Source organism: Pseudomonas sp. EU05-FHT14B02 (assembly GCF_058791055.1).
Genome location: NZ_JBYTDD010000008.1, coordinates 1 through 18,779, shown reverse-complemented (window position 1 = coordinate 18,779; position 18,779 = coordinate 1). Strand labels below are relative to the sequence as shown.

The 18,779-nt window shown below is 60.0% G+C and carries 15 protein-coding genes; 4 read left to right on the top strand and 11 right to left on the bottom strand.

Annotation, left to right across the window (positions count from 1 at the left end):
• Positions 1–70 precede the first annotated feature (70 nt).
• Positions 71–604, top strand: coding sequence for an NfeD family protein (locus AC3WTM_RS09865; RefSeq protein WP_102672449.1), 534 nt, complete (start codon positions 71–73; stop codon positions 602–604).
• A 2-nt stretch (positions 605–606) separates the two neighbouring features.
• A complete protein-coding gene (locus tag AC3WTM_RS09860; protein WP_102672448.1) occupies positions 607–1,365 on the top strand; it encodes a slipin family protein in 759 nt (252 codons plus the stop codon).
• Between the two features lie 10 nt (positions 1,366–1,375).
• On the opposite strand, the gene AC3WTM_RS09855 is transcribed toward AC3WTM_RS09860, so the two are convergent.
• The 4 genes from AC3WTM_RS09855 to AC3WTM_RS09840 form a co-directional block, all read right to left on the bottom strand.
• Positions 1,376–2,950 (bottom strand): efflux transporter outer membrane subunit, encoded by a 1,575-nt coding sequence (locus tag AC3WTM_RS09855; protein WP_102672447.1) that lies wholly within the window; start codon positions 2,948–2,950, stop codon positions 1,376–1,378.
• The gene (locus AC3WTM_RS09850; RefSeq protein WP_102672446.1) at positions 2,947–4,011 is read right to left on the bottom strand and encodes an HlyD family secretion protein; all 1,065 of its coding nucleotides are present in this window, start codon (positions 4,009–4,011) and stop codon (positions 2,947–2,949) included. Before AC3WTM_RS09850 ends, AC3WTM_RS09855 begins: the two co-directional genes overlap by 4 nt.
• A gap of 26 nt (positions 4,012–4,037) precedes the next feature.
• A complete protein-coding gene (locus tag AC3WTM_RS09845; protein WP_102672445.1) occupies positions 4,038–5,570 on the bottom strand; it encodes an MFS transporter in 1,533 nt (510 codons plus the stop codon).
• 242 nt (positions 5,571–5,812) lie between these two features.
• Complete coding sequence (locus tag AC3WTM_RS09840) at positions 5,813–6,733, bottom strand: LysR family transcriptional regulator (protein ID WP_102672444.1); 921 nt, start codon at positions 6,731–6,733, stop codon at positions 5,813–5,815.
• A 242-nt stretch (positions 6,734–6,975) separates the two neighbouring features.
• On the opposite strand from AC3WTM_RS09840, the gene AC3WTM_RS09835 reads away from it, so the two are divergent.
• Positions 6,976–7,275: an RHS repeat-associated core domain-containing protein gene (locus AC3WTM_RS09835; RefSeq protein ID WP_256586127.1), complete on the top strand. Its 300-nt coding sequence runs from the start codon at positions 6,976–6,978 to the stop codon at positions 7,273–7,275.
• Positions 7,276–8,080: 805 nt separating this feature from the next.
• Here AC3WTM_RS09835 and AC3WTM_RS09830 read toward each other — a convergent pair.
• The 7 genes from AC3WTM_RS09830 to AC3WTM_RS09800 all read right to left on the bottom strand — a co-directional run bounded on the left by AC3WTM_RS09830 (position 8,081) and on the right by AC3WTM_RS09800 (position 17,042).
• Positions 8,081–8,947: an ABC transporter permease gene (locus tag AC3WTM_RS09830; RefSeq protein ID WP_102672443.1), complete on the bottom strand. Its 867-nt coding sequence runs from the start codon at positions 8,945–8,947 to the stop codon at positions 8,081–8,083.
• A gap of 21 nt (positions 8,948–8,968) precedes the next feature.
• Positions 8,969–9,829 (bottom strand): ABC transporter ATP-binding protein, encoded by an 861-nt coding sequence (locus tag AC3WTM_RS09825; protein ID WP_102672442.1) that lies wholly within the window; start codon positions 9,827–9,829, stop codon positions 8,969–8,971.
• Between the two features lie 5 nt (positions 9,830–9,834).
• Positions 9,835–10,860, bottom strand: coding sequence for an ABC transporter substrate-binding protein (locus AC3WTM_RS09820; protein WP_102672441.1), 1,026 nt, complete (start codon positions 10,858–10,860; stop codon positions 9,835–9,837).
• A gap of 18 nt (positions 10,861–10,878) precedes the next feature.
• On the bottom strand, positions 10,879–11,766 hold the full coding sequence (locus tag AC3WTM_RS09815) for a TauD/TfdA dioxygenase family protein (RefSeq protein ID WP_102672440.1): 888 nt from the start codon (positions 11,764–11,766) through the stop codon (positions 10,879–10,881).
• Positions 11,767–12,136: 370 nt separating this feature from the next.
• Complete coding sequence (locus tag AC3WTM_RS09810) at positions 12,137–13,501, bottom strand: HlyD family type I secretion periplasmic adaptor subunit (protein ID WP_102672439.1); 1,365 nt, start codon at positions 13,499–13,501, stop codon at positions 12,137–12,139.
• On the bottom strand, positions 13,491–15,647 hold the full coding sequence (locus tag AC3WTM_RS09805) for a type I secretion system permease/ATPase (RefSeq protein WP_102672438.1): 2,157 nt from the start codon (positions 15,645–15,647) through the stop codon (positions 13,491–13,493). The genes AC3WTM_RS09810 and AC3WTM_RS09805 overlap by 11 nt, the downstream gene beginning before the upstream one ends.
• Before the next feature lie 42 nt (positions 15,648–15,689).
• Complete coding sequence (locus tag AC3WTM_RS09800; RefSeq protein ID WP_102672437.1) at positions 15,690–17,042, bottom strand: TolC family outer membrane protein; 1,353 nt, start codon at positions 17,040–17,042, stop codon at positions 15,690–15,692.
• Between the two features lie 361 nt (positions 17,043–17,403).
• Here AC3WTM_RS09800 and AC3WTM_RS09795 point away from each other — a divergent pair.
• On the top strand, positions 17,404–18,779 hold a 1,376-nt coding region (locus tag AC3WTM_RS09795), incomplete at its 3' end, for a retention module-containing protein (RefSeq protein WP_492587604.1).

Sequence of the window (18,779 nt, the reverse complement as noted above, 5' to 3'; positions counted from 1 at the left end):
AAAATTCATACCGGCCGAGGCTCAACTAAACTGTATTCAGAGCCACTCCATGACTCTCCCGGAGGGTCAAGTGAACACCCGTTGCTGTGCAGTTGCGTTGCTGTTGGCGTTGAGCGGATCAGTCTGCGCCGCCGACACGGTTGTGGTGCTGGAGCCCAACCCCGTCGGGATCTGGTTGATCACCTTCGGCATTGCGTTCCTGATCGCCGAGGCGGCCCTGCCCAATTACGGAGTGATCGGCCTGGGCGGCATCGTGATGTTCGTGATCGGCGCGGTGATCCTGTCCAATACCGAAGTGCCCGTGCCGTTGATGATCGGCCTGGGACTGGTCAGCGCGCTGTTGCTGATCTACCTGGTGATTCACGCCATGAAGACACGACCGCGCGACATCGTCAGCGGTGATGCCGGGCTGCTCGGCAGCGTGACGGCGGTGACGTCATTGCAAACCGGTAACGCCTATGGCGGCTGGATTCATCTGCAAGGAGAACAATGGCAAGTGCTTAGCGCAACGCCGCTGCAACCCGGGCAACGGGTGCGGGTGGTGGGGCGCAAGGGTTTGCTGCTGCAAGTGGCCGCGGCTGATGCGGCGCCGGGCGGAGAATAGTCATGGGTTTGCAATTGGGTTTTGTCGCGCTGCTATTGTTGATCATCGCACTGGCGGGGTCGACGTTCCGCATCCTGCGCGAATACGAGCGCGGGGTGGTGTTCCAGCTTGGGCGCTTCTGGCAGGTCAAGGGCCCTGGCCTGATCCTGCTGATTCCGGCGGTCCAGCAAATGGTAAGGGTCGATTTGCGCACCGTGGTGCTGGACGTGCCACCGCAAGACGTGATCACCCGCGACAACGTGTCGGTCAAGGTCAACGCAGTGCTGTATTTCCGCGTGCTCGATCCGCAAAAGGCGATCATCCAGGTCGAAGACTTTCTGATGGCAACCAGCCAATTGGCGCAAACCACACTACGGGCGGTGCTGGGTAAACACGAACTGGACGAACTGCTGGCCGAACGCGAACGCTTGAACCTGGACATCCAGCAAGTGCTCGACGCCCAGACCGATGCCTGGGGCATCAAAGTCGCCAACGTCGAGATCAAGCACGTGGACCTCAACGAATCGATGATCCGCGCCATCGCCAAGCAGGCCGAAGCCGAACGGGAACGGCGAGCCAAGGTAATCCACGCCGAAGGCGAATTGCAGGCCTCGGAAAAACTCATGCAGGCCGCCGAAATGCTGGGCCGCCAACCGGGGGCCATGCAGCTGCGCTACATGCAGACCCTGAGTTCGATTGCCGGCGACAAGAGCTCGACCATCGTCTTTCCGCTGCCGATCGAGTTGCTCAAGGGCATGGCGAACTTGTCGTCAAAACCTTGAACTCAGACGCTTACTCAGTCTGCGCCGCCAACGGATACATCGACTCCCATCCGCCGCCGAGGGCCTTGTACAACCCGACCATCGCCAGCGACACGCCGGTCGAACTCTCGACCCATTGCTCCTGGGTCGCCAGTAGCGCACCTTGCACGGTGAGCACATTGACAAAGTCCACCACCCCTTCGACATATTGCTGTTGCGCTGTTTGCAAGGCGATCTGGTTCTGCCGCACCGCTTCGGCGAGGCTGTCGCGGCCCAACTGGCTGGCGTTGTAGGCAGTCAACTGGTCATCGATTTCATGCCAAGCGCGCAGCACGGTTTGCTGGTAGACGATGGCCACTTCCTGTTGCTGGGCTTCGCGCAAACTCAGCACGCCGCGCAAGCGCCCGCCGTCGAACAGCGGCAGGCTGAATTGCGGGCCGATGCCGAACGCTCGCGAGCCCCACGAACCAAAATCGCTCAACTGCATGGCTTGCGAACCGACATTGCCCGACAGGGTAATCCGCGGATAGAAATCGCCCTTGGCCACGCCAATGCTGGCCGTGGCGGCATGCAGCCGTGCTTCGGCCTGGCGAATGTCCGGCCTGCGTTCAGCCAGTTGCGAGGGCAAGCCAATGGCGACCTGGCGCGGCGTTTGTGGCACCGGTGCGTCTGTGGATAACTCCGCCGCCAATGCCTGGGGCGGTTCGCCCATCAACAGACTCAAGGCGTTGATCAGTTGCCATTGGCGCTGCTCCAGTGCGGGCAGGCGCGATTCGATGGCCGCCACCTGTGCGGCGGCTTCAGCGACATCCAGATCCGTCGCGACGCCGTCAGCCAGGCGCAGTTGCGAAAGCTTCAGGCTATGCCGGGCGACGTCGAGGTTCTGTTCGGTGACGAGCCGGGTGTTCTGCACGCCACGCAGCTGAATGTAGTCCTGGGCGGTTTCGGCCAGCACTGACAGCAGCACACCGCGCCGGTCGTTCTCGGCGACTTCAAGGTTGGCGTCGGCCGCTTCGGTTTCCCGCCGCACGCGGCCCCAGAGGTCCAGCTCCCAGGACGCGGAAAAGCCGGCATCCCACAGGTTGAATGCGGACTGGCCGTTGTGCCCTGACGGGTCGCTCAGGCCTTCACCACTATTACGTTTTCGGGCGTAACTTCCCGTGGCGGCGGTATTCGGATAGCGGTTGGCGGTGATCACCTGGCGAACGGCACGGCTTTGCTGCAAACGGCTGCTGGCCAGCTTCAGGTCGAGGTTGTCGGTCAGGGCGCGTTGCGTGAGGGCCGAGAGTTTCGGGTCGTTGAACACCTCCCACCAGCGCTCGTTCATCGTTTCGGCGATTACTTGGCTGGCGGCCGCCTTTGATGGTTTCGACCACTCGGTGATATGTGTGGGCTGAGGTTTGTGAAAGTCCGGGCCGACGGTGCAGGCGGACAGGCTCAGCATAAGCAAGGCAGAAAAAGTCAGGCGAGGCTGATGACCTCTTCGCGAGCGAGCTCGCTCCCACAATGGACTTTCTGTGATGCGAAAATCTTGTACATCGCACATAACCCTTGTGGGAGCGAGCTTGCTCGCGATGGCATCCGCACCGTCAACACAGGTTTTCATCGCTGAGTCACCTCACGCGAGACACCACTGCCGGTATCGATGCTCGCCTCCACCGACATCCCCACCCGCAAGCGCTCGGCCAGCGATTGTCCCGGCTCCAGCACGATCTTCACTGGTATCCGCTGCACCACCTTGGTGAAGTTGCCGGTGGCGTTATCCGGTTTGACCGCGGCGAATGTCACCCCGGTGGCCGGCGCAATGCTTTCGACGCGGCCGTTCAGGACCGCACCGCCCAGGCTGTCAACGCGCACTTGCACAGCCTGCCCAGGCTGCACATCCGTCAGTTGGGTTTCCTGGAAATTGGCCATCACATAAGCCTGTGCCAACGGCACCACTGCGAGGATTTTACTGCCCGGTGTGACGTAGGCGCCGACCCGCACCGCGCGCTCGCCGACCATGCCGTCCTGTGGCGCGACGATTCTCGTATAGGACAACTCGTAGCTGGCCATTTCCAGCTTCGCTTGCGCCCGTTTCAGCCCACCTTCGGCTGCGTCGCGCTGGGCCGTGAGGATCTCCACTTGCTTGCGCTCCGCCGCCAGTACCGCCGTGGCATTGGCCAGTCGCGCGGAGGCCTGATCGATGCGCGTTTGCGCCTGTTGCGCATTCTGCACCGTGCCGGCGCCCACCCCGGCGAGGTGCTTGTAGCGGTTCAATTCATGCTCGGCAAACGCCATTTCCGCCTTGGCCGAAACCACCGAGGATTGCGCCTGGGCAATCACCGACACCTGGCGCTCAAGGGTCGCCCGGGCGTTTTGCAGTTGCGCCCTGGCCACCAGCGTTTCGGCATCGGCGGCCTCGGCGGCGGCGCGTAGATCCCGGTCATCGATCAGTGCCAGCAATTGCCCGGCCTTGACCTGCTGGTTGTCCTCAACCAGCACTTGCTTGATAAACCCGGCAACCCGCGGCACTACCAGGGTGAAATCCGCTGAGACATAAGCATCATTGGTGTTCTGCTGGGTGCGCTTGCCGAACAGGCCGGGCATCGCCAGGTACAGCAGCACACCGACGGCCAATGCGGCGGCCATGGCAACCGCGACTTTCTGCTTTGCTTGAGTGTTCATAAAAACCTTCTGTTTCAGTGGAGCAATCAGGTCGGTGCGCGCGGTGGATAAATCCGTGTCGGCAGCCAGAAAATCAGCAGGACCAAGGTCACGGCGATACCGGCCATGCACAGGTAAAGGTCGGAGGAAGTGAGCACCACCGCTTGTTCATGCAGACGATGAGCGAGACTTGCGCTGTCGCGCTCCGCCAGCGGTGAGTTGCCGAGACGGTCGACCAGCATGGTCGAGTGGAAATGCAGGCGTGCCGTGGTCAACGCCTCGATCACCCCGGTGGCGATGACCGCCGACAGGCCTTTGACGGTGTTGAACCAGGCCGATGCGAACGGCCCTTCCATCGGGTTTATGCTGCCGGTGGACAGCATCAGCAGCGGCAACACCGCCATGGGCTGACCGAAAATCTGCAGCCATTGCAGCACATAGAAATCGTCACGAATCCACGCGGACGTCAATTGCGAGCCGCCGACGCATGACAGCGCCAGCATGCTCAGGCCAATGCCCAATACATAGCGGCAATCGACCCAGCGAAAGTTGCACAGTGCCGCCACCAACGGCAGCGCAATCAATTGCGGCAGCGCCGCCAGCAGCATGATCGGCGCGGTCTGCACCGGCCGATAACCCTGGACCTGCGCCAGGTAGCTGGATGGAATAATGATCACCGCCTGTAACACCACCAGCACGCCCGCCAGGGTCAGCAGGGCGAAAGACAGGTTACGGATGCCGAGCATCTGCATCTTGAAAAACGGAATCGGCTGCGACCACTCGCCAGTCAAAAACAGCACCAGCAACAACAGCCCACCACCGAGCAACCCGCAGATCAGGTTCGACTCGAACCAGTCCAGACGATTGCCCTGCAGGATGCCGATCACCAGCATGCAAATCGCGGGAAAGCCCAGCAGCACACCACGCCAGTTGAAGGACTTGAAGCGCTCCAGGCGCAGGGGGTCCTGGGGTAAGCCATACGCCACTGCGGCCATGGCAATCAGGCAAGGCGCGATGATTTGCCAGAAGGTCCATTGCCAGCCGACATACTCGGTCCACAACCCCGCCAGCGGCGTGCCCAGACCCGGGCCGAACGTCGCCGTCAGGGCATAACCGGCCAGGCCATACAACTTCACATTGGCCGGCAGAAAGCGCAGGGCCACGGTCATCAGCATGGGAGGTAATGCACCGCCCGCCAGGCCTTGCAAGGTGCGTAGCAACAGCAGGCTTTCGTAATTCGGGGCGATGGGGCACAGCGCACCCAACAGGGTGAACAGGCTGATGGCGCACAGGGTGAAACGCCGCAACGAGAACGTCACCGCACACCATGGCGCAAAAGCCATGGCCGCCACCGAAGTCGCGGTGTAACAGGCGACCAGCCAGGTGCCTTCGTCGTAGCCGATGGCCAACGCACCACGGATGTCGGCCAGGGCGACTTTGGTCACCATCTCGTTCAGGCCCGACACCAGCACTGCCAGCAATACGCCAACGAGGCCGATGATGATCCGCGGGCCGAAGACGGGTGGAGCGGCTGCCGTGCTGGCCGCAGCAACAGGTGCCGTGACCGTAAGGGAAGTCATGTACTGCAAGCTCCGGCGTGGAAAGACCGAAGCATTCTAGGAAGCGTGATGCCTGACGAAAATCAACTTATTGGCAGGTTATAAGTGCGCTAGACGCAACGATACAATCCCCTGCCCCCTGTAGGAGCGAGCTTGCTCGCGATGGACGTCAACGATAACGCGTGCTGACTGATTGATCGTGTCGTTCAGACGTTTTTCGCGAGCAAGCTCGCTCCTACAGGGGGAGGGGAATTGCGTTCAGGTCAGTCCGGCTGGGCGGCCAGCCAGGTTTCATCGCAGCAGGATTTCAGCGTTTCACGCAGCCAGCGGTGGGCCGGATCCTTGTCGAATCGCGGATGCCAGGCCTGTGTCAGCATCAAGGTCGGCAACGGAATCGGCAGGTCGAACGAGCGCAGCTTCAGTCCGAGCCGCCGCACACTCAGCAAGGCTTCCTTGGGCACCGGCAGAATCAGGTCCGAATCGGGCAAGGCAAACATCGCCGCATGAAAGCTCGGCGCGATCACCGCCACCCGCCGCTCCAGCCCCAAGGCGTTGAGCGCGGTATCAATCGGCCCCCGGGCAATGCCGCGCCGGGACATGCTGATATGCGAGAACCCCGCGTAACGCTCCGCGGTGATCTCACCGTCCAACAGCGGATGATCCTCGCGCACCAGACCAACGAAGTGGGTGGAAAACAGGTTCTGAATCTTCACTTCCGGGGTCAACGGCCGGGTGTTGCTGACGCTCAGATCGATCCGCCCTTCGCGCAACGCCTCATCATCGCCATCGCCTTCCGGGACGAAACGCAACTCACAGTGCGGTGCCTGCCGGTCAAGGGTGTCGAACAGCTTGCCGCCGTAGACGCCGACAAAAAAGTCGTTGGCCCGAATACTGAACCGCCGCCGTAGCGAACTCAGTTCCACCGCATCGGCCGAACGAAACAGCAAACCGGCCTGTTCCACCACGCTGCGAACCTGTTCGCGCAACTCCAGTGCCTTGGGGGTCGGTACCAGGCCACGGCCGGCGCGCACCAGGATCGGATCGCCAATGGCCTCGCGAATGCGCGTCAACGTCCGGCTCATGGCCGCCGGGCTGAGGTTCATCCGCCGCGCGGCACCCACCACACTGCCCTCGTCGAGCAGGGCGTCGAGGGCGACTAACAGGTTCATGTCTGGGAGTTGCATGGTGAGCACTCGTGTTTGATCTGGACTGATTCAGACGCAATGCTAGCAAACAAACTGCCGAATCATGTGTTGGCAGCACCGACCTCTTCGCGAGCCTGCTCGCGAAAGCGGTGGAACCGTCACCACATCCATTCGCGCTAGCCCATAGAAACAACTCACACCACTATCAGTTCTGATAGTTCGCAAACCTGGCTCAAGCGAGTAAAACTCAAAGCCTGCCCCGTTTCCGCGAAGATCCCGGCATGAGCCAACCTGTTGATCGAGACAACCGCAGCCGGCCACGCGTAGTACTGCTGGCAACCGACCGCAGCCAATCCATCATTGGCGAAATCGTCGATGGACTGACCAAAACCATCGGCTACTCAGCGTACGGCGAGCAGTCCGCGCAGCAGAGAGTCGAGACACGGCTCGGGTTCAATGGCCAGTTACGTGAAGCGAATATCGGTTGGTACTTGCTCGGCAACGGCTATCGCGCCTACAACCCGCGATTGATGCGTTTTCATAGCCCGGACAGTTGGAGCCCGTTTGGTGGGGGGGGTTGAATGCGTATATGTATTGCGTGGGGGATCCGGTGAACCGGTCGGATCCGACGGGGCATATCTGGCAAACCTTGATTGCCAAGGCACGTAAGCTGGCTTCGGAATTTCATTTGCCCAATTATGTTGCTGTTCCAGTACCCAAAAGTCTCGTGCGCATTTCAGCCGGTGCTGAAGCAGCGCGCGCTATGCAAGCAAGTCGCACGCTTGAGAACACGCATGACATGTCCGCTCTTGCTAACGCCGCTGACTATATTGGCGGCAAGAAGCCCAAGATCAATTGGGGCAACGATGGGGGGGAGTTACACGGAACAGCAAAATGGGAAACTGGCAGCGTTCCCAATCACATGTCAATCGGACCTGCTTCATCAAGTTCGAAGCGCTCTATTCCTGTGGTGGGGAAAAGTTACGCTAAACCCATCTCGGGAAGACCGACTAATTCTGGAGGGCCGAGTAATTTTGGATCACCACCAAGTTACGACCAGGCAATGACCTCTAAACCCACTATGGAATTGTGGAATGCTGACACTGTGGCAAATGCTATACCACCCCCAAGATACCAAGTTTACTTAGAGGCACATCCTCGTCCAAACCACTTCCCCGAAGTCGCACGCCGCCCACCTGAACAACAGCCCCAGCCACGTGAACGTAGAAACGCAATGAATCCGGCTCAGGCTCGCCGCCTGCTGGCTATAGCAGAGGGTATACGAACGAGGCCTCGATAAGTGGTCCAACTCTGGATTTTGAAAAGCTGAAGCAGACGCCCGATACCTATTGCAACACTGAGGCAAATTAACGCGGCAACTCGCAGTCACCGCACCATCCCCCACCGCCTGACCGTCACCCGCTCCAACGAATCAAACACCAGATTCTCCACCAGCAACCCAATCAGGATCACCACCGCCAACCCGGCAAATACCTTGTCCGTGTACAGCTCATTGCGATTCTGAAAGATGTACCAGCCCAACCCACCTTTGCCGCTGGTCGCACCAAACACCAACTCGGCAGCAATCAAGGTCCGCCAGGCAAACGCCCAGCCGATCTTCAGCCCGGCGAGGATCGATGGCAGCGCTGCCGGAATCAGGATGAACAGCACGAAGCGCATTCCCTTGAGGCCGTAGTTGCGCCCGGCCATGCGCAGGGTTTCCGAGACGCCGAGGAACCCGGCGTAGGTGTTCAGCGCCAAGGCCCAGAGCACCGAATGCACCAGCACGAAAATCAGGCTGTTCTGGCCTAATCCAAACCAGAGCAGCGCCAACGGCAGCAGGGCGATGGCCGGCAAGGGATTGAACATCGAGGTCAGGGTACTGAGCAGATCACTACCGAATTGCGTCGACACCGCCAGCGTGGTCAGGGCAAACGCCAGGACGATGCCGATCAGGTAGCCCTTGAGCAACACCACCAAAGAAATCCACACCTTGCCCAGCAACTCGCCGCTGAGCAGGCCGTCGTAAAGCGATTGAGCGGTTTGCACAAAACTCGGCAGCAGCAGGTCGTTGTTTTGATACCTGGCAACAGCTTCCCAAAACACCGCGAGCAAAATCAGGATCAGGCTTTTGCGCAGCCAACCTTGCTGCCATAGACGCTGGCCGAGGGGTAACTCCCGCTCCAGCGGCACGCTGGTCAGTGGCTGCAAAACCGTTTCGAACTCTTCACGCGGGGATGATAAATGGCTCATCGGGCCCTCCTTTCAACTGGCTCAATAAGCGATGCGGATGTCAGCGAAATCCAGTTCATGCTCGGCTTGCGGTGATTGACCTTCATCGAACAACAGCCGATGAATACGTCGCGCCGATTCCTGAAACGCCACACCGCCGAGGCTGTGCAAATCGTATTGGTGGCTGTGGACTTCCGCTCTCACCCGGCCCGGATGGGGTGACAGCAACAGAATTCGACTGCCCACCACCAGTGCCTCTTCGATAGAGTGCGTGACGAACAGCAGCGTGAAACGCACTTCTTCCCAGAGCAGCAGCAATTCTTCCTGCATCTTGCGTCGGGTCAGTGCATCGAGGGCCGCGAAGGGTTCGTCCATCAACAGGATTTTCGGCTGCATCGCCAGCGCCCGAGCGATGGCGACCCGCGCCTTCATCCCGCCTGACAAGGTGTGCGGATAAGCATCGGCAAACGCCGCCAGGCCGACCTTTTCCAGATAGTGCAGCGCTCGCTCTTCGGCCTCCCTGCGCTTGAGGGTTTTCGAAGCCAGAAGCGGAAACATCACGTTCTGTTTGACGGTTTTCCACGGCGGCAATTGATCGAACTCCTGAAACACCACGATCCGGTCCGGTCCCGGCGCATCGACGCGCTGGCCTTGCAGACGGATCTCGCCTTCCACTGGCTGGATGAAGCCGGCAGCGGCCTTGAGCAACGTCGACTTGCCGCAACCGGACGGGCCCAGCAGGACAAAACGATCCGCCGGATCCACTTCGAAACTGACTTGATGGGTCGCCCGCACCACGCGCTGCGGTGTGCGGTATTCGAGGCTGACGTTATCGACCGACAGCAGCGCCTGGGCTGCCGCGATCGGTTTGCTGACCGTGTGGCCTTGCAAAGGAGCGTTCATTTCGGTCAGCTCCCTTGCAGTGGTTTGGTGTCCTGGAAGAAGTAATCCTTCCACGAATCCGGTTTGTTTTTGATCGCGCCAACGCGGTACAGGAACTCGGCCAACGGGTAGGTATTTTTCGGCGTGACGCTGAACTCGAACTGCGGGTTGTCGATAATTTTCAGCAACGCCGCACGATCGATTTTGGCCTTGGTAACGCGGATGTAAGTGTCGGCTGCCGCGCCCTTGTCGTTCTGCGCGAATTGCGCCGCTTCGGTCAAAGCGTCAATAAACGCTTTGTAGGTTTTCGGGTTTTCGTTGCGGAATTTCTCGGTAGCGAACAACACCGTCGGCGAATTCGGCCCGAACAGGTCATAGGTGTTCAGCACCACGTGTACGTTGGGATTAGCCAGTTCCTGATCCTGGAACGGCGGGTTGGAGAAGTGCCCGCTCAGCTCGGTGCCGCCAGCCACCAGCGCCGCTGTCGCATCGGGATGCGGAACCGCGATGGTGTACTTGTCGAGGCGATTGAACTCTTTGTCGCCCCACTGTTTAGCCGCCGCGTATTGCAGGAAGCGCGACTGCACCGACACGCCCACCGCCGGCACCGCGATGCGGTCTTTCTCGGTGAAGTCGGCAATGGTTTTGACCTTGGGATTATTGCTCACCAGGTAGTACGGGAAGTTGCCCAGGGAAGCCACGGCCTTGACGTTCTGCTTGCCGTGGGTGCGATCCCAGATGGTCAGCAGCGGGCCGACACCAGCGCCGGCAATGTCGATAGAGCCCGACAGCAACGCGTCGTTGACCGCTGCACCGCCGGAGAGCTGGGTCCAGTCGACCTTGATGTCGATGCCTTCCTGCTTGCCGTACTTCTCGATCAGGTTCTGATCGCGCACCACGTTCAGCAGCAGGTAAACGATGCCGAACTGTTCGGCAATGCGGATTTCACCTTCGGCGTGGGCCACGTTTGGCGCCACCAGGCTGCCGGCAATCAGGCTGAAACCCAGACCGATGGCTGCGGCCAGCGGTGCGAATGGAAGACGTTTGGACATGGTCAGATCTCCGACAAATCAGAAAGGCGCGTCGCCCTGGATGGTGGTGCGATACAGCTTGCGGCGCAGATGGCTGGGGCATCCGGCGGCGAGGTGGATCAGCGAACGGTTGTCCCAGAACACCAGGTCATGGGGCTGCCATTGATGGCGGTAGATGTTTTGCGGCAACACGCTGTGGGTGTAGAGCTCGGTCAGCAGTTGCTGGCTCTCGTCTTCCGGCAGGCCAACGATGCGGGTGGTGAACCCCTCGCTGACGAACAACGCCTTGCGACCGTTTTCCGGGTGGGTACGCACGACCGGGTGGACGACTTCGGCGACCTGGGCGAGTTGCTCCGGGGTCAGGGTCGGGCGCCAGTTGCCTTCGAATTTGGTCTCGCTGTAACGCGCGGTGTAGGAGTGCGCCGCCGAACGCCCTTCAACGGCGTTGCGCAATGCAAGCGGCAGGTTGTCCCAGGCTTTGTGCATGTCGGCGAACAGCGTGTCGCCGCCTTCCGATGGCAGTTCCTGGGCATGCAGCATCGAGCCCAGGCTCGGCAGTTCCTTATAAGAAAGATCGGAGTGCCAGAACTTGCCGGCGTCGCCGAGGCCGATGTTCTGGCCGTTTTCGACAATGTTAGAGACGATGAGGATTTCCGGATGCCCTGCCAGCAGGAACTGCTTGAGCACATGGATCTGCAACACGCCAAAACGACGGCTGAAATTGATCTGTTGCTCAGGGGTTATGCGCTGGTCGCGGAACACCACCACGTGATGATCCAGGTGCGCGCGGTGAATACGGGTGAAGTCCTGATCATTGATCGGGCGGGACAGGTCGAGACCGATGATCTCGACGCCCACCGCACCGCTGAACGGGCGGACGTCAAAGAATTGTGGCGCGATGCTTGGCGAAGCTGAAGCTGCAGACATAAATCACTCCCACGCACGGCACGCTCAAAGGCGCGCGCGTCGATCAGAAACTCACGGAGGTCCCGTGTTGGTTCGTGTCGTGCGGCGCGCCGATTGGTCGGCAGGTACGCAGGAAATTGACTTTATAGGTATAAGAATTGAAATTTAAATACCGTTAACGAATAACGATATGGCGATTGCGAAGGGAATGGAGAAATCGTGGTGTGACGTTATTTGTCACTTTCTGACAGGATTATGGTGTTTTGGCGGACGCTATCGCGAGCAAGCTCGCTCCCACAGGGGTCAGTGGAAACACAAAAATTGCGTTTCAATACAGATCCATTGTGGGAGCGAGCTTGCTCGCGATGGGGCCGGTGGCCCCGAAGGTGGATTACCGCTCGTGCAGCGCTTCGGCCCGAGCGCGGACGATCGGCTTGAGCAGGTAGCTCAGCACGGTCTTCTTGCCGGTGATGATGTCCACGGAAGCCACCATCCCTGGAATGATCAGCAATGGTTTTTCGTCGGTGCCCAAGTGGCTGCGGTCGGTGCGCAGCTTGATGATGTAGTAGGTGGTCTTCTTGTCTTCGTCGGTAATGGTATCGGCACCAATCTGCTCCAGCTTGGCCTTCATCCCACCGTAGATGGTGTAGTCATAGGCGGTAAATTTCACCGTCGCTTCCTGCCCCGGATGCAGGAATGCAATGTCCTGCGGGCGGATCTTCGCCTCGACCAGCAAAGTATCGTCCAGCGGCACGATTTCCACCAGGTCGCTGCCCGGCTGGATAACCCCACCGATGGTATTGACCAGCAACTTGTTGACGATGCCCCGTACTGGCGAAGTGACCAGCGTCCGGCTGACCCGGTCTTCCAGGGCCTTACCAGTGGCCTGGGCCTTGTTCAGGTCGGTGCGTGCTTCGTTGAGTTGGGTCAGGGCTTCGCTACGGAACTTGCCACGGGTTTCATCGACCTTGCGCTGTACTTCCTTGATTGCCGATTCGGCTCGTGGAATTGCCAGCGTGGTGGCGTCGAGCTGACCACGGGTCTCCGCTTCGGCACGCCTGAGGCGCAGGACTTCCACCGGTGATACCGCGCCTTGGGCCACCAACGGCTCGGACATGCTGATTTCCTGACGCTGGAAGCCCAATTGCTGGCGATACTGCGCCTGTTTGGAGGTGAATTCGCGCAGCTCTTGCTGGCGCTGGATCAGCTGCTCCTGCAAGCCACCAATCTCATCGTGCAACTGCTGGCGACGACTGATATAGAGCGATTCTTCACTCTTGGCCTGACCCGGCACGGCCTTGAGCACATCCTCGGGGAAGTTCAGCGGGCGATCTTCGACCTCGGCGCTCAGGCGCTCGACCCGCAGCAGCATCGACAACCGATCGGCCTCGGTTTCACCGACGTTCGAAGCAAATCGTGTGTCGTCCAGGCGAATCAGCGGTGCACCGGCTTCGACAATCTGACCTTCCTTGACGAACAGCTCGGCAACGATACCGCCTTCAAGGTTCTGGATCTTCTGGATCTTCGACGATGGAATCGCCTTGCCGTCGCCCTTGGTCACCTCGTCGATCACCGCGAAGTTGGCCCAGAGCATCAGGAACACAAAGAACGCGATGATCGCCCAGATCGTCAGCCGCACCACGCGGGGCGCATCCTCGATCAGCGCCTTGTTGACCTCCGGCAGCGGCTGGCCCTGCAGCGAAGCAGAGCCTTTGAAGTAGCGAAGGATCGAACCCTTACCCGACTTAAGCAACACTGATCTGCCCCTTCTTCAACGCTTCCATCACTGCGGCTTTCGGGCCGTCGGCGAGTATCTGCCCGCGGTCGACCACGATCAGGCGATCCACCAGCGACAACAGCGATGCCCGGTGCGTTACCAGCACCATGGTCTTGTTTTCGATCACCGCTGCCAGGCGCTGCTTGAGGCGCTCTTCGCCGGTGTTGTCCATGGCGCTGGTCGGCTCGTCGAGCAGCAGGATCGGCGGGTTGAGCAACAATGCACGGGCCAGGGCGACGTTTTGCCGTTGACCGCCGGAGAGGTTCTGCCCGCGCTCGCCGACTTGCAGCTCATAACCCTGCGGATGAAGGCGCGCATACTCGTGGACGCCGGCCAGTTCTGCGGCTTGCAGCACCAGTTCGTCCTCGACATACCGCGCGCCGGAAACCAGGTTGTCGCGCAAGGTGCCGGCGAGCAACTGAATGTCCTGGGGCACGTAGCCGATGTTGTAGCGCAGCTCGCTGACGTCGATCTGGCGGATATCCACACCATCGACCAACAACGCGCCGTCATCCGGCTGGTACAGCCCCACCAGCAACTTCGCCAACGAGCTCTTGCCCGAGCCGCTTCGGCCAATGATGCCGACCTTCTCGCCGGGACTGATCGACAGGTTGATGTTCTTCAGCGCCAGGTTCTGCTGTTGCGGGTAGGTGAAGTTGAGCTGGCGGCACTCAATGCCGCCCTGCAGCACCTTGCGGCTGAGCGGACGCTCTTCGAAATTGCGCTCCTGGGGCAGCTCCATCATCTGGTCGACCGAGGTCATGGTCACCCGCGCCTGCTGATAACGAGTCAGCAGCCCGGACAGTGACGCCAGCGGGCTGAGCGCACGACCACTGAGCATGTAGCAGGCAATCAGGCCGCCCATACTCAGGTGACCGTCGATGATCTGGTACACGCCGAAGACGATCATGATCACTCCGGCCAGTTGCTGGATCAGCAAGGTGATGTTCATCGCCAGGCCGGAGAGCATTTTCACCCGCAACTCAAGGCGACTGAGGGTGCCGATTGTCTGCTCCCACTGATACTGGCGTTCGCTTTCGGCGTTGTTGACCTTCACCGCATCCAGGCCGGCCAGGGTCTCGATCAGGCTCGACTGACGCTCGGCCCCCAGCGCCATGGTCCGTTCCATGGTCGCCACCAGGGGTTTCTGCAAGGCATAGCCAATGGCCAGGGCGATCGGGAATGCCAGTACCGGTATCCAAACCAGATGTCCGCCAAGGATCGCGATGACGATAAAGATCAGAATAGTGAACGGCAGGTCAATCAGGCTGGTCAGTGTCAGCGAGGCGAGGAAGTCCCGCAGGCTCTGGAACTCATGGATGTTCTGGGCAAAGCTGCCGACCCGCGCCGGCCGGTATTTCATGGCCATGCCGACGATGCGCTCGAACAGCGTGGCCGAGATAATCAGGTCGGTTTTCTTGCCGGCCAGATCCAGGCACAGGCTACGCAGGCTTTTCAGGATCAGGTCGAACAGGTAGGCGCCCGTGATGCCGAGTGCCAGCACCCAGAGCGTCGCCTCGGCCTGGTTTGGCACGACACGGTCGTAAACGTTCATCACGAACAACGGCGCGGCCATGGCAATGATGTTGATCAGAAAACTGGCGGCGATGGCGTCGGCGTACAACCAGCGCGAACGCTTGAGGGTATCGCGGAACCACGAGCGCGCACGCGGAATCAGCGTGCCGTGATTGACGTCGAACTTGTGCTGCGGCTGGGCGAAAAAGACTTTGCCGGTGTAGTCATCGGCCAGCAGGTCACGGCTGACCAGGGACTCACCGCCGTCGCTTTCGCTGAGCAGCACCCGTACCTGATCTTCGCCTTGCCAGCCGAGCAGGACGGCACTTCGACCGTCCCTGAGCAACAACAATGCTGGCATCGCAATCGCCGGAATATCCTCCAGCTTGCGTTGCAGCACCCGACCTTGCAGCCCCGCGCGAGCTGCCGCGCGAGGTAGCAAGTCGACACTCAAGCGTTGCTCGGGCAGCGGCAGGCCGGTGGTGAGCATTGCCGCGCTGGCAGGCTTCTGGTGCAGCATGCAAAGAGCGAGCAGACCATCCAGCAACGGATCGTCATGCAACGCGCGCGGATCATGAATGAGTTGAACCCGACTGACTTCTGATTCCACGCTCGGCACTCTTGGCTAACAATTGAACAATGAAGGTCCTGCTTAATTCATACCGGGCAATTGGACCTTGGGCTTCATATCGTTCTGCACAACGGATGCCAATGGTGCGACCACTCCCTGGCTCTTGAGCAATTCGCCCATGGTCGCCTTGATTCGGTACTGGGTAAATAACTGAATGTTCTTGATCTCCGCCAGACGGCGGGAGGAGGAAAACAGTTCGTTCTCACTATCGAGCAAATCGAGCAGGGTGCGCTCGCCGAGGCTGAACTGACGCTGGTAAGCGGTACGCACGGCGGTGCTGTGCTCGACGTATTGTTGGGCGATCGGCACTTGCGCGTTGGCGTTGTTCAGGGCGTTCCAGGCCAGGCCCAGCTCTTCATTCAATTGGCGCAGGGCGTTGTTGCGGATGTCCAGCGCCTGGTTCGACAGGTAGGACTTGGATTCCAGATCGGCCTTGTTGCTGCCGCCGGCATACAGATTGAAGCGCATGCGCAGCATGGCCTGCCATTCGTTGTTGTGGCCGTTCTGACCATCAATGTCGTTGTCCGCGGAGCGACCCAACTCAGCATCGAAGCGCGGGTAGAAGGTCGACTTGGCCGTGTCGTATTGCTTCTCGGCAGCGGCGATATCGGATTCGGCCGAACGCAGGATCGGGCTGTTTTCCAGCATCTGCGCACGGGCTTCATTCAGGTTGGCCGGCATCAGCGCCATGAAACTCGCCGGGCGTTCCAGTTGATCGGGCATCTGGCCAACAGCGGAGAGGTAGTTCGTTTCGGCGTCAGCCAGGTTGGTCTGCTCGGTGATCAGGTTGTTGCGCGCCTGGGCCATCCGCGCCTCCGCCTGATCAAGGTCGGCGCCACTGCCGACGCCACGCTGGGTGCGCAGTTGGATCTGGTCGTAAATGCGCTGGTGGCTCTTGAGGTTGTCCTCGGCCAGACGTACGAACTCGCGACGAGTCAGGACGTCGAGATAGACCTGGGCCACGGTCAGCCCGGTACGCTCGGAAGTACTCAGTAGCGAGTAGGCGCGGGAGTTGACGGTGGCTTGTTGACGCCCTACTTCGCTGGACGTCGCAAAACCGTCAAAAACCATTTGGGTCAGACGTAAATTTGACTCACTGCGATTCAGGGTTTCCCAGTGATTGTTGCTGCCGCCCGTTCGCGTCGTCACGCTATCGGTGCCTTCACGACCATAACCGCCCAGCAGGTCGACCCGTGGCAAATATCCACCTTTTGCAGCCTTCAACTGATAATCCGCAGCCAACCGACTGTTGACACCCGCCTGAACTTCCGGATGGACATCCAGCGCTTGTTGCATGGCTTCTGGTAAGGACTGTGCCTGCACAAAAGACGCGGTGAGGACGAAAGGTATTGCCATGAACATAGGCGAACGCATTGTAGGAATTTCCCAGAACTTCTTGTCTTGAATCACAGCAAAAGAACGCGCTGCGTCGAAAGATGGCAAGCGGAATGACCGTATGTCGGAAAGTTCAAAAAACGGAACTGAATCACATACCGAGGACGAGTCACAGCTGAAATATCAATGTGACATTACTGGGGCGATTGTTTAGGATGGCTCGAAGAAGGTCAATAGTTTGGCATAAAGTTAATAACGAAAAAATATAGCCAATATATTGACGAACTGATGCGTCAAATTTGTGCATCTATTTTGCAATGTACGTCCAGACTGGTCGGCACAGACAGATGCCATCAGGTCCATGGAAGTCAACTGAACGTGACACCCCGGAGAGTCTTCAATGAGCAGTGTTGTTGCCATCGTCAAAAGCATTGTTGGTCAGGTTTTCGTGGTGTCCCCAGAGGGCATCCGCCGCGTTCTCGTTGAAGGCGACAAACTGTTTGCCGGCGACCAGATCGACACCGGCCTTTCCGGCGCCGTGTCCCTGGAACTGGCCGATGGCCGCACCCTGGATCTGGGCCGTGACACCCAGTGGAGCGCTGACGCCCCGGACTCCGGCACTGACCTGGCAGCTGCCACCGCGCAAGCCGCGCCGTCCGTTGAAGAGCTGCAACAGGCCATTGTCGCCGGTGCCGACCCGACCAAAGACCTTGAAGCCACCGCTGCTGGCCCGGCCGCCGCAAGTTCTGGCGGTGCCGCCGGTGGTGGTCACAGCTCCGTGATGCTCGACGCCACCGCTGGCCGCGTCGATCCGACCATCGGCTTCCCGACTGCGGGTATCAACACTAACGGGCAAACGACTCTGGAAATCCCGGGTGGCCAGGTCACCAACGTCAATACCAATACCAACGTTAATACCAACACCAATACCCCGAGTGAGTCAGCCCTCAGCCTCAGTGCCACGCCGACCATCACCGAGGCCGGTGGCGTGCTGGTGTACACCGCGACCCTGACCCAGGCACCGCTGACCGACCTGACTGTCACGTTGTCCAACGGCGCCGTGATAGTGATTCCCGCAGGCGGGACCACGGGCACAGTCAACGTGCCATTGTCTGCGAACGACACGGTCTATAACGACGCGACCCAGATCGATGTAACTGTCACCGGTACCAGCGGCGGCAGCGGCATCACTGTGACGCCGCCTACGGTCCCGGCCGTGACCCAAGTCACCGACACCCTCGACACCACCTCGGTCACCCTGACGGCCGGTAACAGCGTCATCGAAGGCGGTCAGATCACCTACACCGCGACCCTGAGCAACCCGGCCGGCACACCGATGACCGTGACCTTGAGCAACGGCTCGGTCATCACCATCGCCGCGGGCCAGACCACCGGCACCGTCGTGGTCGAGACCCCGACCAATGACGTTTATGTCAACGGCAGCACCGTCAGCACCACCATCACTGGCACCACCGGCGGCAACTTCGAGAACCTGGTGCCCAACACCACGCCGGTCGTGACCACCATTACCGATTCCGTGGACAACACCGGGCTGACCCTGACCGCCACCGGCAGCGTCATCGAAGGCGGTCAGATCACCTACACCGCGACCCTGAGCAACCCGGCCGGCACACCGATGACCGTGACCTTGAGCAACGGCTCGGTCATCACCATCGCCGCGGGCCAGACCACCGGTACTGTCGTGGTCGAGACCCCGACCAATGACGTTTATGTCAACGGCAGCACCGTCAGCACCACCATCACTGGCACCACCGG

Coding starts and splice junctions, on each gene's coding strand:
- AC3WTM_RS09860 (WP_102672448.1), top strand. CDS start 607: ATGGGTTTGCAATTGGGTTTTGTCGCGCTGCTATTGTTGATCATCGCA.
- AC3WTM_RS09845 (WP_102672445.1), bottom strand. CDS start 5,570: ATGACTTCCCTTACGGTCACGGCACCTGTTGCTGCGGCCAGCACGGCA.
- AC3WTM_RS09835 (WP_256586127.1), top strand. CDS start 6,976: ATGAGCCAACCTGTTGATCGAGACAACCGCAGCCGGCCACGCGTAGTA.
- AC3WTM_RS09820 (WP_102672441.1), bottom strand. CDS start 10,860: ATGTCCAAACGTCTTCCATTCGCACCGCTGGCCGCAGCCATCGGTCTG.
- AC3WTM_RS09830 (WP_102672443.1), bottom strand. CDS start 8,947: ATGAGCCATTTATCATCCCCGCGTGAAGAGTTCGAAACGGTTTTGCAG.
- AC3WTM_RS09825 (WP_102672442.1), bottom strand. CDS start 9,829: ATGAACGCTCCTTTGCAAGGCCACACGGTCAGCAAACCGATCGCGGCA.
- AC3WTM_RS09855 (WP_102672447.1), bottom strand. CDS start 2,950: ATGAAAACCTGTGTTGACGGTGCGGATGCCATCGCGAGCAAGCTCGCT.
- AC3WTM_RS09850 (WP_102672446.1), bottom strand. CDS start 4,011: ATGAACACTCAAGCAAAGCAGAAAGTCGCGGTTGCCATGGCCGCCGCA.
- AC3WTM_RS09840 (WP_102672444.1), bottom strand. CDS start 6,733: ATGCAACTCCCAGACATGAACCTGTTAGTCGCCCTCGACGCCCTGCTC.
- AC3WTM_RS09800 (WP_102672437.1), bottom strand. CDS start 17,042: ATGCGTTCGCCTATGTTCATGGCAATACCTTTCGTCCTCACCGCGTCT.
- AC3WTM_RS09815 (WP_102672440.1), bottom strand. CDS start 11,766: ATGTCTGCAGCTTCAGCTTCGCCAAGCATCGCGCCACAATTCTTTGAC.